Source organism: Aeromonas sp. R7-1, assembly GCF_040908115.1.
GTDB lineage: Bacteria > Pseudomonadota > Gammaproteobacteria > Enterobacterales > Aeromonadaceae > Aeromonas > Aeromonas caviae.
The window spans coordinates 1-14623 of the sequence record NZ_JBFODD010000019.1; the positions used below are offsets into that span (position 1 = coordinate 1).

The 14623-nt window shown below is 62.8% G+C and carries 14 protein-coding genes; 7 read left to right on the plus strand and 7 right to left on the minus strand.

Annotated features, from left to right (window positions below):
* Positions 1 to 210: 210 nt before the first annotated feature.
* Both fbp and AB5Y51_RS02735 read right to left on the minus strand, forming a co-directional pair.
* Complete coding sequence (gene fbp / locus AB5Y51_RS02730; RefSeq protein WP_029314452.1) at positions 211 to 1245, minus strand: class 1 fructose-bisphosphatase; 1035 nt, start codon at positions 1243 to 1245, stop codon at positions 211 to 213.
* The gene (locus AB5Y51_RS02735) at positions 1233 to 1475 is read right to left on the minus strand and encodes a hypothetical protein (protein ID WP_139739434.1); all 243 of its coding nucleotides are present in this window, start codon (positions 1473 to 1475) and stop codon (positions 1233 to 1235) included. The genes fbp and AB5Y51_RS02735 overlap by 13 nt, the downstream gene beginning before the upstream one ends.
* Positions 1476 to 1620: 145 nt before the next feature.
* On the opposite strand from AB5Y51_RS02735, the gene AB5Y51_RS02740 reads away from it, so the two are divergent.
* Entirely contained in the window at positions 1621 to 3237 is a 1617-nt protein-coding gene (locus tag AB5Y51_RS02740; protein WP_010674562.1) for a peptide ABC transporter substrate-binding protein, read from the plus strand.
* Positions 3238 to 3298: 61 nt separating this feature from the next.
* Here the strand turns inward: AB5Y51_RS02740 and AB5Y51_RS02745 are convergent, their stop codons facing one another.
* The 3 genes from AB5Y51_RS02745 to sixA all read right to left on the minus strand — a co-directional run bounded on the left by AB5Y51_RS02745 (position 3299) and on the right by sixA (position 5212).
* Positions 3299 to 4219, minus strand: coding sequence for a DMT family transporter (locus AB5Y51_RS02745; protein WP_041215261.1), 921 nt, complete (start codon positions 4217 to 4219; stop codon positions 3299 to 3301).
* A gap of 185 nt (positions 4220 to 4404) precedes the next feature.
* Complete coding sequence (locus AB5Y51_RS02750; RefSeq protein ID WP_005324080.1) at positions 4405 to 4611, minus strand: DUF1107 domain-containing protein; 207 nt, start codon at positions 4609 to 4611, stop codon at positions 4405 to 4407.
* Between the two features lie 133 nt (positions 4612 to 4744).
* Positions 4745 to 5212 carry a phosphohistidine phosphatase SixA gene (sixA, locus tag AB5Y51_RS02755; protein WP_041215262.1) on the minus strand — a complete coding sequence of 156 codons (468 nt, stop codon included), beginning with the start codon at positions 5210 to 5212 and terminating at the stop codon, positions 4745 to 4747.
* Between the two features lie 162 nt (positions 5213 to 5374).
* Between sixA and AB5Y51_RS02760 the strand changes: the two genes are divergently transcribed.
* A complete protein-coding gene (locus AB5Y51_RS02760; protein ID WP_368178028.1) occupies positions 5375 to 8149 on the plus strand; it encodes an insulinase family protein in 2775 nt (924 codons plus the stop codon).
* 284 nt (positions 8150 to 8433) lie between these two features.
* On the opposite strand, the gene AB5Y51_RS02765 is transcribed toward AB5Y51_RS02760, so the two are convergent.
* Together AB5Y51_RS02765 and AB5Y51_RS02770 are read right to left on the minus strand one after the other, a co-directional pair.
* The gene (locus tag AB5Y51_RS02765) at positions 8434 to 9081 is read right to left on the minus strand and encodes a thiopurine S-methyltransferase (RefSeq protein ID WP_368178029.1); all 648 of its coding nucleotides are present in this window, start codon (positions 9079 to 9081) and stop codon (positions 8434 to 8436) included.
* A gap of 110 nt (positions 9082 to 9191) precedes the next feature.
* The gene (locus AB5Y51_RS02770) at positions 9192 to 10562 is read right to left on the minus strand and encodes a leucine-rich repeat-containing protein kinase family protein (RefSeq protein WP_368178030.1); all 1371 of its coding nucleotides are present in this window, start codon (positions 10560 to 10562) and stop codon (positions 9192 to 9194) included.
* A 260-nt stretch (positions 10563 to 10822) separates the two neighbouring features.
* On the opposite strand from AB5Y51_RS02770, the gene AB5Y51_RS02775 reads away from it, so the two are divergent.
* From AB5Y51_RS02775 to AB5Y51_RS02795, 5 genes are all read left to right on the plus strand, one after another.
* A complete protein-coding gene (locus tag AB5Y51_RS02775; RefSeq protein WP_045524764.1) occupies positions 10823 to 11353 on the plus strand; it encodes a MarR family winged helix-turn-helix transcriptional regulator in 531 nt (176 codons plus the stop codon).
* Positions 11350 to 12132, plus strand: coding sequence for a HEAT repeat domain-containing protein (locus AB5Y51_RS02780; protein WP_368178031.1), 783 nt, complete (start codon positions 11350 to 11352; stop codon positions 12130 to 12132). The genes AB5Y51_RS02775 and AB5Y51_RS02780 overlap by 4 nt, the downstream gene beginning before the upstream one ends.
* Complete coding sequence (locus AB5Y51_RS02785; RefSeq protein WP_069651162.1) at positions 12129 to 12500, plus strand: DUF6616 family protein; 372 nt, start codon at positions 12129 to 12131, stop codon at positions 12498 to 12500. Before AB5Y51_RS02780 ends, AB5Y51_RS02785 begins: the two co-directional genes overlap by 4 nt.
* Before the next feature lie 391 nt (positions 12501 to 12891).
* Positions 12892 to 13656 (plus strand): SDR family oxidoreductase, encoded by a 765-nt coding sequence (locus tag AB5Y51_RS02790; RefSeq protein WP_323897925.1) that lies wholly within the window; start codon positions 12892 to 12894, stop codon positions 13654 to 13656.
* 51 nt (positions 13657 to 13707) lie between these two features.
* Complete coding sequence (locus AB5Y51_RS02795; protein WP_151028021.1) at positions 13708 to 14535, plus strand: bifunctional transcriptional activator/DNA repair enzyme AdaA; 828 nt, start codon at positions 13708 to 13710, stop codon at positions 14533 to 14535.
* The last annotated feature ends 88 nt before the right edge of the window (positions 14536 to 14623 follow it).

The window sequence follows — 14623 nt, forward strand, 5'->3', positions numbered from 1 at the left end:
TCAGTCCGTCAGTCCGTCAGTCCGTCAGTCCGTCAGTCCGTCAGTCCGTCAGTCCGTCAGTCCGTCAGTCCGTCAGTCCGTCAGTCCGTCAGTCCAGTCCAATCCAATCCAATCCAGTCCGCCAGCATATCAACCTGGTTCAACCCGCCAGCACGCCAATAAAAACGGGAGCCTTGACGGCTCCCGTGACGAAGGGACGCTGGCCCGGGCTCAGCCCTGGTTGGCCGGATCCTCGTGGGCGGAGAACTCCCGCATGAAGGCCTCGGCCCGCTCCACCATCCTGGTGGACCCGACGAAGTAGGGGGTCCGCTGGTGCAGAGCGGTAGGCTGGATGTCCATGATGCGGCCAAAGCCGTCGGACGCCTTGCCACCGGCCTGCTCCACCAGGAAGGCCATGGGGTTGCACTCATAGAGCAGGCGCAGCTTGCCGTTCGGGGAGTTGGTGCCGGACGGGTAGATGTAGATGCCCCCCTTGAGCAGGTTGCGGTGGAAATCCGACACCAGGGAGCCGATGTAGCGGGAGGTGTAGGGCCTGTGAGTCGCCTCGTCACGCTCCTGGCAGTATTTCAGGTACTTCTTCACCCCGTCCGGGAACTTGATGTAGTTGCCCTCGTTGATGGAGTAGATCTTGCCCTCCTCCGGAATGCGGATGTTCTCGTGGGAGAGGCAGAAGCAGCCGATGGAGGGGTCATAGGTGAAGCCGTTGACCCCAAAGCCGGTGGTGTAGACCAGCATGGTGGAGGAGCCGTAGACCACGTAGCCCGCCGCGACCTGACGGTGGCCCGGCTGCAGGAAGTCCTCCAGAGTGACCCCGGCACCCGGTTTGCTGACCCGGCGATAGATGGAGAAGATGGTCCCGACCGAGACGTTGACGTCGATGTTGGAGGAGCCGTCGAGGGGGTCTATCAGCACCACGTACTTGGAGTGACGGGAGAGCTCGGAATCGAAGGAGACGAAGTCCTCCTCCTCCTCAGAGGCCATGCCGCACACCTCGCCACGGGCCTCCAACGCCGCCTTGAAGCGCTCGTTGGCGTAGACGTCCAGCTTCTGCTGCACCTCGCCCTGCACGTTTTCGGCGCCGATGGAGCCGATGATGTCCGCCAGACCCGCCTTGTTGATCTCCCGGTTCACCACCTTGGCGGCCAGGCGGATGGAGCTGAGCAAGGAGGTCAGCTCGCCGGTCGCGGTCGGGTAGTCCGCCTGCTTTTTGACGATGAACTCGCCCATGGTGATCATGTTTCGCATTCTTGTTCCTTTAAGATCGTTTCCGTTGGCCGTTGAAAACGTTTGCAAGTGTCGGCAAAAAAAGTGCCGATCCCCGGCAGCGTTGTTTTGTAACCCAATGTAACGCCTGTTTTTTGTTTTTGCAGCGAATTAAGCCGTTCTTTAAATCGCCAGAAAGCCGCGCCACCACGGGCTTTCGCCGTGAAACAAGGGTGCCATCCGGCATCTTTTGGGGGGTTAATTCGTGACAAGAATGCATCCGGGCCGACGCGGCTGCCCGCCCTGCTCCCCCCTGGCGCCCGGCAATGTTGCGCCAGAGGATCCCCTCTTGAGATCTGCCCCCCAATCCCGCACACTGGCTGCGCTTTGGAAGCAAAAAAAACATAAGGATATTCAATGAAAAAGTCGCTTATCGCCGGGGCGGTTGCCGCTCTGCTCACCCTCCCCGTCCTCGCCGCCCAGGTGCCTGAAGGCACCCAGCTTCTGCCAGCCGCCCAGCAAGTGTTCGTGCGCAACATCGGCACCGAGCCTGCCTCCATCGATCCCCAGATGGTGGAAGAGAGCGCGGGCAGCGACGTCGTCAACGATCTGTTCGAGGGGCTCTATACCCTGGATGGCAACGGCAAGCTGCAGGCGGCGGGCGCCCTTGGCTACGAGCTCGATGCCACGGGCACCGTCTACACCTTCAAGCTCAGACCCGATGCCAAATGGTCCAACGGCGAGCCGGTGACGGCGGCGGACTACGTATATGGCTGGCAGCGGGCGGCGGACCCCAAGAACGCCTCCAACTACGCCTGGTTCATCGAGCTGACCGGCGTCGCCAATGCCAGCGACGTGGTGCAGGGCAAGCAGAGCCCGGATGCCCTGGGGATCAAGGCGCTCGATGACTACACCCTGCAGATCACCCTGAAAAACCCGGTCCCCTTCTTCCTCAAGACCCTCTCCCACTACACCACCTTCCCGGCGCCCAAGGCCACCATCGAGAAGTTCGGTCATGAGTGGGTCAAACCGGCCAACATCGTCTCCAACGGCGCCTTCGCCCTCAAGGAGTGGACCCCGAACGAGCGCCTCATCGCCGAGCGCAACCCCCACTACTGGGACAACGAGCACACCGTGCTGAACAAGGTGATCTATCTGGAGATCGTCTCCGATACCGCGGCCTACAACCGCTATCGTGCGAGCGAGCTGCACTACACCACCTATCCCCTGGAGCAGTATCAGCAGATCAAGCGCCAGAGCCCGGAGGAGCTGGTGAGCGCCCCCATGCTCGCCACCTACTACTACGTCTTCAACACCCAACGCAAGCCCTTTGACGACGTCAGGGTGCGCAAGGCACTGTCTCTTGCCATCGACCGGGACACCATCACAGAGAAGATCCTGGGACAGGGGCAGCTCTCCGCCTTCAGCCTGACCCCGCCGAGCGTGGACGGCTTCGAGCTCAAACGCCCCGCCAGCGAGCTGATGAGCAAGGAAGAGCGCATCAAGCAGGCCAAGGCGCTGCTTGGCGAGGCGGGTTACGGCCCTGACAAGCCGCTGACGGTGGACATCCTCTACAACACCAACGAGGGGCACAAGAAGATAGCGCTCGCCATCTCCTCCATGTGGAAGCACAACCTGGGGGTCAAGGCGGAGCTCAACAACATGGAGTGGAAGACCATGGTGTCGGCCCTGAACGAGGGTGACTTCGGGGTGAGCCGCTACTCCTGGAACGGAGACTACAACGATGCCTCCACCTTCCTCGACATCATGACCTCCAGCAGCAGCGCCAACAGCGGCAAGTGGTTCAACAAGGAGTACGACGCCCTCCTGGCCAAGGCCCATGACGCCAAGGATCCGGCCGAGCGCAACCGCCTCTATCAGCAGGCCGAGGTGCTGATCGACGAGGAAGCCCCCATCGCCCCTGTCTACTTCTACGTGAAATCACGGCTGCTCAAACCCAACGTCAAGGGCTACCCCTACCAGAACCCACAAGACCTGGTCTATGCCAAGGATCTCTATCTGACGGCGCAGTGACGCTGGGCACCGAACCAAAAGACCGCCTCGAGGGCGGTCTTTTTTATCCTACTTCTTTATCCTACTTCTCCTGACAGCCCGCCACCGCGAGCCGGGCGCGTCTTCGCACCGTCACGGGCCTCACCAGCAACTGCGCCAGCAGCACCCCCATCAGGGTCATGCCGCCACCGATGAGGTGATAGCTGGTGAGCCGCTCCCCGAGCCAGCTGATGGCAAGAGCGGCCGTCATGACCGGCAACAGGTTCATGAAGATGGCGGTGCGGCTCGCCCCGAGCAGGGCAATGCCCTGCATCCAGAGCCAGGGCGAGAGGGCCGAGGTCGGGATCCCCGCATAGAGGATGAGCCAGAGGGCGCTGCCATCGGGCCAGTGCCCGTCCACCAGCAGATAGAAGGGGGTGAGGAACAGGAGGCTGCACAGCACCTGGCCGTAGAGCATGGACCAGTTGTCCAGCCCCAGATCCCAGCGCTTGAGCAGCACGCTGTAGAGCGCATAGGTGGCCGCCGACAGCAGCATGTAAACGGAACCGATATGGATGCCCTGGGTCAGCAGCCGGGCCGGATCCCCCTGCCCCAGCAAAATCGCCAGCCCCAGAATGGAGATGGCGCCTCCCAGCAGCGCCCCCCAGGTGGGCCGCTCGCGCAGCAACCAGATGCTGAGCAGCACTGTCATCAAGGGGGTCAGCCCCATCATCAGGCCAATCTCGGTGGCCCCCAGGGTCTGGGCCGCGTAATAGCCAAAGGTCTGGTTCAAGACCATGCCGAGCAGGGCCAGCATCGCCAGCTTCGAGAAACCGGCCCGCAGCTTGCGGCGCTCGCGCCAGGCCCGGTGAGCCAGAAACGGGGTCAGCACCAGGGCCGCCACCATCCAGCGCGACCAGGCGAGCGCCGCAGGAGACAACACCCCGACCGCCAGCTTGCTGACGATGCCATTACCGGCCCAGATGGCCATGCAGGAGAAGGGAAACAGGAAGGCAAGGGGCATTGCGATATCCAGAATAAAAAGGCGGGTATTGCGCGCGAGTATAGAGAGGCAATCAGGATAAGCAAGCCTGCCAACGCAGGAAGAAGCGCCATGACGCGAACGGTTGGCGCCGCGCCCAGGCGCCATCAACAATCATGCCCGCACAGGGGCGGGCATGAGGGGGACCAGGGTCAGCCTGAGGCGCCTCAGGCGGCATCCATGTGGAGCCTTGAAATCAGTTCATTGACCTCGAGCACCGTCTGGCGATGGGGAATGTCGGCTTGCAATGGCATCATCAGCAAGCCCGACTGGAAATCGAAGCGCCCCCTGCCGTGGATGTAAATCCGCCCCTTGAAGAAGGTTTTGACATGTTTTGCCACCATCAGTGGCAGGTACTTCTTGAACACTCTCATCGTTTGCAACCTCTTGAAGTTGTATCCGTATGACAGCAGCTTATGCGAAATAATTCCGTTAAATTTATATAAAAAACCGGAAAAATCGACTCTCTCTTCCCCAAAAAACCAAACTGTAACTTATTATTAACTTTTACCGTATTGTATGCGGTCCTTCCAGCCAGAGCAAGACTCCTTTGCCATCTTGCCATTCGATGCAGGCCAGCCCGGACGTCGCGAACATGGGGGCCCCTGCCGCCGGGCAGAGACTCTGAACCAGATATCCCACCAGCGGCAGGTGACTGACCATCAGGATGTTGTCATGCTCCGCCGCCAGCGCAGTGAGGTAGCTCGCCACGAAAGCCGGATCCCCGTAGGGGGTGATGTCGCCGCTCTCCTCGACCTTGAGGGCCTTGGGCAACACGGGGGCGATGGCCTGCCAAGTCTGTCTGGCACGCAGGTAGTTGCTGTGGATCACCAGGTTCAGGGAGCCTGCCAATTGGGGAGCCAGCCAGCCCGCCATGTGGATGGACTCTTCGATGCCTTGCTCGGTCAGTGGACGCTGTTCATCAGTCTTTGCGTTCATGCCAGCCTGGCCATGACGCATGATGTAGATTTTCATTACAACCTCGCCCAGGGGGCCTGTTTAAATAGCGGGGGGATCTTACCCCGCCATGCCGGGGGAAACAATTGCGCCACCTCTCAGAAAAGGGTTTGCCTCGCAAGATAGCGGGGTCGATAATCATGTTTAAATTCAAATAAATTCACCGCGAGCCCCTCCCCAATGAGCCCATATGCCAGTCCCAATGACCATCGGCGGTATCACTATCTGGAGCTGGCAAACCGGCTCAGGGTCTTGCTGATCTGTGATCCCGAGACCGACAAATCCGCCGCCTCCCTGGCGGTGAATACCGGCCACTTCGACGATCCTGCGGATCGCCAGGGCATGGCCCATTTCCTCGAGCATATGCTGTTTCTCGGTACCCGCACCTACCCCAAACCCGGTGAATACCAGCAATTCATGAGCCGCCACGGTGGCAGCAACAACGCCTGGACCGGTACCGAGTTCACCAACTTCTTCTTCGACATCGACAACGGCTTCTTCGAGGCGGGGCTCGACCGGTTCTCCCAGTTCTTCATCTGCCCCACCTTTGCACCGGAGTGGGTCGACAAGGAGCGCAACGCGGTAGACTCCGAGTACCGCCTCAAGCTGCAGGACGACGTGCGCCGCGGCTACCAGGTGCACAAGGAGACGGTCAATCCGGACCACCCCTTCTCCAAATTCTCGGTGGGCAACCTCGACACCCTGGCGGATCTCCCCGGCCGAGATCTGCGCTCGGACCTCATTGCGTTCTACGAAACCCACTACAGTGCGGATCGCATGGCGCTGGTCATGCTTTCACCGGCACCCATCGAGACCCAGCTAGCCTGGTGTGATCGCTTCTTTGGTGCCATTCCGGATCGCCACCTCGGGCCTCCGGTACTGAGCCATCCTCTCTACCGGCTCGATGATCTCGGCATTCGCATCCAGCTGACCCCGGTCAAGGAGACCCGCAAGCTGGCGCTGACCTTCCCGCTGCCGTGCGTGGATGAGTATTACGACAAAAAACCCCTCACCTTCCTGAGCCACCTCATCGGCTATGAGGGGGAAGGCAGCCTGCTCTCTCTGCTCAAGGGGCGAGGCTGGGTCAATCAGCTCGCCGCCGGCGGCGGCATCAGCGGCGCCAACTTCAAGGACTTTGGCGTGAGCTTTGGCCTCACCCCCCTTGGGCTTGAGCATGTGGACGAGATCATCGCCGCCCTGTTTGGCTATCTGAAGCTCATCGAGCGGGGCGGGGTGCAGGCCTGGCGCTATGAGGAGAAGCGCAGCGTGCTGGAATCCGCCTTCCGCTTCCAGGAGCGGGGCCGGGCCCTCGACACCGTCTCCGGCCTCGTGCTCAACCTGTTCAGCTACGGGCCGGACGATCTGCTCTACGGCGACTACATGATGCGCGAGTTCGATGAGCCGCTGATCCGGCGCTTCCTCGCCAAGCTGACCCCCCACAACCTGCGGGTGACCATCCAGGCCCCGGAAGTGAGCACGGATCGCCTCGCCCGCTGGTACCAGACACCCTACAGCGTCCAGAGCATCAGCGAGGCCGAAAAGATCCGCTGGCAGCAGAGTGAACCGGATCCCGCCCTGCACCTGCCGGCGCCCAACCCCTTCATCAGCACCCGCCTCGACGCCCGTCTGCCGGCGCTGCCCGCCGACATGCCGTCCTGCCTCATCGACAGGCCCGGTTTCCGGCTCTGGCACCTGCACGAGCATCAGTTCAGCGTGCCCAAGGGCAGCCTTTATATCTCCGTCGACAGCGAACATGCGGTCAAGAGCCCGCGTCACATCGCCATGGCGCGTCTGGCCGTGGAACTGCTCACGGATCACCTCAACGCCCTCACCTACCCGGCGGAGCTCGCGGGCCTTGGCTACCAGATTTATGCCCATCAGGGGGGCTTTACCATCAACCTCAGCGGCTTTGCCGACAAGCAACCGCTGCTGCTCGACATGATCCTCGGCAACCGCACCCTGGGGTATCCGGATCCGGCCCGCTTTAGCGAGATCAAGGAGCAGCTTATCCGCAACTGGGAGAACCAGTCCAAGACCCGCCCCATCTCCCAGTTGTTCAACCAGCTCACCAGTTTGCTGCAACCCAACAACCCGCCCTTCGAGCAGCTGTTGCGCCACCTGCGCACCGTCGAACTCGGGGAGATGCCCGGCTTCGTCTCCGAGCTCTTTGCCAGGGTGCATCTGGAGGCCCTGGTACACGGAGACTGGACGGCCGCCGAGGCCCTCGAACTCGCGGCCCTGCTGGAGCGCCACCTCGGTGCCAACAGCCAGCCCAGCGCCGAGACCCGCCGCCCCCTCATCTCCATCCAGGACAGAGGTACCCTCATTCGCGAACAGGGGTGCGATCACGAGGACTCGGCGCTGCTGGTCTACTACCAGTCGCGCACCACCCAGGCGCGGGATCTCGCCTGCTTCACCCTGGCCAACCACATCATGTCATCCACCTTCTTCCACGAGCTGCGCACCCGCCAGCAGCTCGGTTACGTGGTGGGAGCCGGCAACCTGCCCCTCAACCGCCATCCCGGTCTCATCTTCTATATCCAGTCGCCGGTAGCGGGGCCGCAGATCCTGCTGGATGCGGTGGAGGAGTTCATCGATCTCTTCCCGCTGGCCATGTTGGAGTTCACCGAGCAGCAGTGGCAGGAGAGCAAGGCGGGGTTGCAGGCCCAGCTCAGCGAGCGGGATGCCAACCTGCGCAGCCGCGGCCAGCGGCTCTGGGTCAGCATCGGCAACAAAGATCTGGGTTTTGATCAGCGCGAACGGGTACGCGAGGAGGTGGGCAGGCTCCGCCGTGCCGATCTGGTGCGCTTCATCACCCAGCTGAGATCCCGTACCTCGGATCGCCTCATCCTCTGCAGCTATGGCCTGGGCCACGAGCACGACGAGCGGATCACCGGCCAGTTTGTCGACGATCCCAGGGCGTTTCGGCTCAACGCCGCCACCTTCGAAGGCTGACCTCCCCTGTTGGCCACGCGCAGGCAATAAAAAGCCGACCCTGTGGGGTCGGCTGGAAAAACCATAATTAATTGCGACCAGAGCCGCCAAAAGTGAACATGAGCGTGAAAATCAGACACTGGGTTGATGTTCGACCGGCGTTCAAACCAGAGCTCATCGGTCGGCACCAGCAGTGATTGAGAAACAGCCTCATCTTAGGCATTTCCCTGATTTTCCACGTTGATCTATGTCAAAGGAGGTAAAACAAGCGCCACTTCCATCCTTGGCAGCGGCCTCGCGCCCTCTCAACCCCGGCGGATCAGCCGGTAAGCCACCTCGTCGAAATAGGAGAGCTGCCCCGAGAGCACCCTGGGGTGATCCAGCTCGGCGCCACGCCCCAGCACCTCGACACCAAAGTCGCGCTCAAACAGGGTGCGCACCTCCATCTCCCCCACCGAGAACGGCGGCTGTTGCTGCTGCTCGGGCTGATACTCGAGGGTCACCAGCAACACCTGCCCCCCCGCCTCCACCAGGCGGCTCATCAGGGCGGCATACTGGCGGCGCATGGCGCCCGGCAAGGCGATAAGGGCCGCCCTGTCATAGACCAGGCGATAACGCTGACCAAGCTCCGGAGCGGCGAAGAAGTCCCCCTGATAGATGCGCAGATCGGCGTGCCGGTGGCACTGATAGGGACCCACCTCGCTTCTCTCTGCACTCAGGTTGTTCTCGTCAAAAAACTGGGTAATGGCGAGCTCGGAGAGCTCGAAGCCATCCACCGGATGCCCCTGCTCACGCAGCCAGAGCATGTCCCGGGACTTGCCGCAAAGGGGCACCAGCACGGGGTCGCTCCCTTGCTGGGCCGACCACCAGGATTGCAGCCAGCGGTTGAAATCTGCCTGATGAAAGCCAATCCGGTTCTCTTTCCACTTCTGGTGCCAAAATACCGCTTCCATCATCTTCCTCTCGTCATCTGCAATGGTGCATCACTATCACAACTTCACCGAAGTGGCGCAAGCCCCATGATCCCGCCCCTGTGCAAGAGAAGGCCCACGATGGGCAGGCCTCAGGCCACGACCCCAGGCAGGCTTGTCGCCATCGCAGCCAGCCGGGTCAGGATCTGCGCGAAGGTGGGTCGCCGGGAAGGCACTTCAAAGCCGCACTCCCCGGCCAGTCGATGAAGGGGGTCGAGGTCGGCGTCCCCCCCATCACAGCGCGCCAGCAGCTCGGCCAGCAGGCAGCCAAAGGCCCGCACTTCCAGGCGCTCGAGCCGCCCGGCCAGCACCTCATCGGCGCGCTCGTAACAGGAGGCGGCGCCAAAGTCCCCGAGCAGCACCCGGCCCGGCGCCTCCTGCGACGAGTGAGGCATCGCGGGCTGCAAGGAGTACAGCAGGTTGTGTGCGTAGAGATCGCCGTGGAGGATGCCCCGCTCGTGCAGGTGCCGGGCGGCCGCAGCCACCCCCTGCACCATGGCCATCACCTGGGCCGGGGTGAAGTGCAGATCCGCCCCATAGACATCCCGGGTGCAGGAGTCCAGGCTCGGGGGGCCCGCCAGGGTGGCGAAGGCGGGGTCTATCAGGGGCATCACCAGTGCCGGGATGCCGGAGGGATGATCGCTCACTCGCCCCATCACACCGACCAGGTTTGGATGACGACCGGCGGCCAGGGACGCAGTCATCTCGCTCAGGGGCAAGCCATCGCTGGTGACGGCCCCCTTGAAGAGCTTGACCGCCACCGCCCCGAGCCCTTCGGCCCTCGCCCACTCGGCGCGATAAATGACGCCGGATGCCCCCTCCCCGAGCACATCCCCCGGTGAGAGCGCCTGCCAGGGGATCTCGGTAGTGAACTCCGATGTGCCGTTCAGACACGCCTGTTCATCACAGAAAGGGTTGCCCGCAAAGGCCAGCCAGGACAGACGCGGCATCGAGGGCAGCCAACTCGGCAGCGCTGGCAGGCGGTTGGCGGCGATGCGCAAAAGCTCCAAACGGTGGCAACCGGCAAGCGTCTCGGGAAGCTCATGTAGCCGGTTGCCAGAGAGCATCAGCTTTTGCAGATCAATGCAGCGCCCCAATTCTCCGGGCAGTGTCTCTATCTCGTTGTCGGTCAGGATCAACCAGCGCAATCTGGCGGGCAGGGAGGCGGCCGGGACGGTCGCGATGCGGTTGGCCTTGAAGCCCACCATGGTGAGCGCAGGGCAGCGCCCCAGCACCTCTGGCAGTTCGGTGAAGTTGTTCTCGGAGCAGAAGAGGATGCGCAGTTTCTTGCATTCGGCCAGCGCGTCAGGCAACTCGCTCAGTTGGTTGCCGGTGAGATCCAGCACCTCCAGGGTCTCCTTGAGGCTCAGGATCTCGGGAGGGAACACCGCGAGGTTTTCAGTAAGTTTGAGGTGGCGGGCGCCGCAGAGTTCGCCTGCGCGAAGCTGTTCCAAGGTATGCATGGGATCGTCTCTATCAACATTCGGGCTTGCGGTGGCTCACTGCGGGGCACTCCCCCCAGACCACTAAGGAGGGGCATTATAGGGAATGACGGCCAAAGATGGCCGATTTTCTTGCAACGCCTTCTCTTGCAAAAGCCCCCCATCGCCACACTCCCGCTCCCCGTTGCCATGAACCATTCCGGTTGCGCGCTTGGGAGGTTGAACATTTGGTTGGCACCATATAGTATGGTGCCATACAAAGTCATTCGAGACTCACTATCATGATCACGTTGGAACAGAAACACCTCGCCCTGCTCGAAGATGCAGAGCGCCGCGGACACGCGGACACCCAAAACATACGCGTCTGCTTTGAGGTGTTGACCCTCGCCGCTGCCATCGATCAGGCGTGCGCGGCGCGCCTGGCCCCTCACCGCCTCTCCGAAGGCAAGTTCGTGCTGCTGTTTTTGCTGCGCGACCTGCCACAAGGGCTGGCCCCCCACGAGCTTGCCGACAAAGCGGGGGTCACACGGGCCACCATCACCGGCCTGCTCGACGGGCTGCAACGGGACGGCCTGTTGGCTCGCCACAGCGACAGCCAGGACAGGCGGAAGATCTCGGTGCGCCTGACAGAGCAGGGCCAGGCCCTGGCGCAGCACCTGCTCGATGAGCACAGCCAGTGGATAGGCTCCCTGTTTGCCGGGTTCGATCAGGCAGAGCGAGAGACCCTGAGTGCCCTGCTCAAGCGGGCCTGGCTCAACGTCATCTCATCCCGGGCAGGCTGCACTGAGGCCGCCACAGAGGAGCACCCATGACACGCAGCCGCATCACGGATATCGCCCCCTCACGCCTCGCCCAGCTCAACCGGGGAGAGGCTGAGGCAAGCAACCTGACCGAATGTCTGGCGGTGGATTTTGCCGCCCTGATGCAGTGTACCCTGCCTTCGCTCGGGCCCCAGGCGCTGGCGTCGATGCACGCCGCATCCGGGGAGGGCATTACCCGGCGCATGGCGCTGGCCGCCAGGCTGCTCCTGGCCGAGAACGGCATGAGGGATCTTGCGGCGCTCAGCCGTCATCCCTCCGATACCGTGCGGGGCTGGGCCTGTTTCATGGTGGGCGCGAGCGAGGGACTGTCGCTCAGCGACCGCCTGGCCCTCATTCGCCCCCTCGCCGATGACCCGCACTTTGGGGTGCGCGAGTGGGCCTGGCTCGCAATGCGAACGACCATTGCCGCGCAGCTGGAGGCGGCCATTGCCGCCCTGGTGCCCTGGACGGCGGAGCCGTCCGAGCGGCTGCGACGCTTTGCCAGCGAAGCGACCCGGCCCCGCGGCGTCTGGTGTACCCATCTTGCGTCCCTGCGACAAGCGCCGGAGCAGGCCCTGATGCTGCTCGAGCCCCTCAAGGCCGATCCCGCCCCCTATGTGCAGGACTCCGTTGCCAACTGGCTGAACGATGCGAGCAAAGACAGGCCACAGTGGGTCACTGACCTCTGCGCGCGCTGGTCTCGCGAAAGCTCCAGTCCCGCGACAACCCGGATTTGTCAACGCGCCTTGCGCACCTTGCGCAAGGGCCAACTCCCGAAGGAACCCCTATGACCCACTATCTGGCAGAGCTCTACACCCCCACTCCCGCCTGGCTGGCATTGAGCCAGACGGCCCGTCAGCAGTTCTTCGAGGCCATTGGCACAGGGATGGCCAACCTCGCCGCCCTCGGGGTGGAGCCCATCGCCCTGGGCGAGACCGATGCTGCCACCCTCCATGGTGCGCCCCACCCCTTCTTCGCCATCTGGCGCGGGCCGGATGCCGCAGCCATCGAGGCCCTCGTCCAGGGAATAGCCGCATCGGGCTGGCACGACTATTTCGAGACGGTCAACGCCACCGGCGCCGGGGTCTCCCTGGGCCAGCACCTTGCACAGTTGGCCGCCCTGCCCTGCGCAGCTACATCCAGCCCCGCCCTGGCCTGATAACCCCTAAAAGAGCGTTATCCCACCAGGCTTTGCGTCAGTGCCACCGACACCGGTGGCACTGTTTTCCATGCCCTGCCCTTGCAAACCCAGGTCACCACCACCTGGGAAAGCGGCGCCACAGCCCCGCTCCCTTCCCACTCCCTTCATAAAACGCTGATATTTCCCGATGCCCTGATGGGCCATCGCCGATGGGAAAAGTGAGCAAGATCCGGGTCGTCGTGACAAAGGTTCGCCGCCATAGTGCTTTCAAACCAACTGTGCTTTCGACCCCCAAGGGGTTGAACCAAAAGAGGTTTGAACCAGGAGGGGGTTGAACCCATCCACTTGTCTGCCAACCCTGCATGAGCGTCGCCACCTGGCGCCATGCACATCTCGCGAGGGAACTGCCATGTCATTACTGTCCAACAAGGTCGCCATCATCACGGGAGCCAGCTCCGGTATTGGTCGCGCCAGCGCCATCCTGTTTGCAAGGGAGGGGGCCAGCGTCGTCGTCGGCGCCCGCCGCCAGACCGAGCTGGATCTGCTGGTGGAGGAGATCCGCCACGAGGGGGGCCAGGCAGTGAGCCTGGCGGGAGATGTGAAAAGCGAAACCTATGCCCGCGCCCTGGTGGATCTTGCGCTGACCCGTTTCGGCGGACTCGATATCGCCTTCAACAACGCCGGCACCACGGGGACACCGGGCAGCGTGCCGGGGCTTGAACTGGCGCAGTGGCAGGAAACCCTGGATACCAACCTCACCAGCGCCTTTGTGGGGGCCAAGTACCAGATCCCCGCCATGCAGGCACGCGGGGGCGGCTCCCTTATCTTTACCTCCACCTTCGTCGGCCATACCCTGGGGCTGCCCGGCATGGCGGCCTATGCTGCGAGCAAAGCAGGCCTCATCGGCCTGACCCAGGTGCTGGCCGCCGAATATGGGGCACAAGGGGTGCGGGTCAACGCCCTGCTGCCGGGGGGCACCGACACCCCCATGGGGCGGGCCTTTACCGATACACCGGAGAGTCTCGCCTTTGTGCAGCATATGCATGCCCTCAAACGGCTGGCCCAACCAGAGGAGATCGCCCGCTCGGCCCTTTATCTCGCGTCCGATGCATCGAGCTTTACCACCGGCATTGCCCTGCTGGCCGATGGTGGGGTATCTATTTGTCGCACATGACCTTGTCGCACCCAAGATCCTGCGGCTGCAAACCTATCGTGAGAGCGCCTTATGTCCGATTATGCCCGCATCGCCGATGCCATCCGTTTTATCGCAAGCCAGGTGGCGCGCCAGCCCACCCTGGACGAGATAGCGGCGCACGTGCACTTAAGCCCCTTTCACTTCCAGCGGCTGTTCAGCCGCTGGGCCGGGGTGACGCCCAAGCGCTATTTGCAGGTGCTGACCCTGGAGCGGGCCAAGGCGCTGTTGCAGGAGTCGCGCCCGCTGCTGGAGGTGGCCGATACCCTGGGCCTTAGCAGCGGCTCGCGGCTCTACGATCACTTCGTACAGCTCGAAGCGGTGACGCCGGGCGAGTACAAGCAGCGCGGGGCCGGGCTGGTGATCGATCACGGGGTGCACGACACCCCCTTCGGCCAGGCGTTCGTCGCCCTGACCCCACGGGGGGTGTGCAACTTCTCGTTTCTCGATGACCAGGCCCCACAAACGCCGCTGAGTGCCCTCGCCCAGCGTTGGCCTGAGGCAGAACTGCGAGAAGCGCCATCACGCACCCAGGTGGTCATCCACACCATGTTCGATGGCAGCAAGGCGCCGGATCGCCCCCTCTCCTTGCACGTGAGCGGCACCAACTTTCAGATCAGCGTCTGGCGGGCGCTGCTCGCGATCCCGCCCGCCAAGGTGGTGAGCTACGCCCAGGTGGCAAGCGCCGTCGGCAACCCCAAGGCCGCCCGCGCCGTGGGCCTGGCGGTGGGGGCCAACCCCGTCGCCTTGATGATCCCCTGCCACAGAGTCATTCAGCAAAACGGCAAACTCGGCGGCTATCACTGGGGCGAGACCCGCAAACAGGCGATACATGCCTGGGAAGCGGCGAGGTATGAGTGAGGTTGGCCTTTCTGCTCTCCTTATAGGGAAAAACAAAGCTGTTGATTATGAGTCAGTAGACAATCAGGCCGCGCCAGACAAGCGTGCG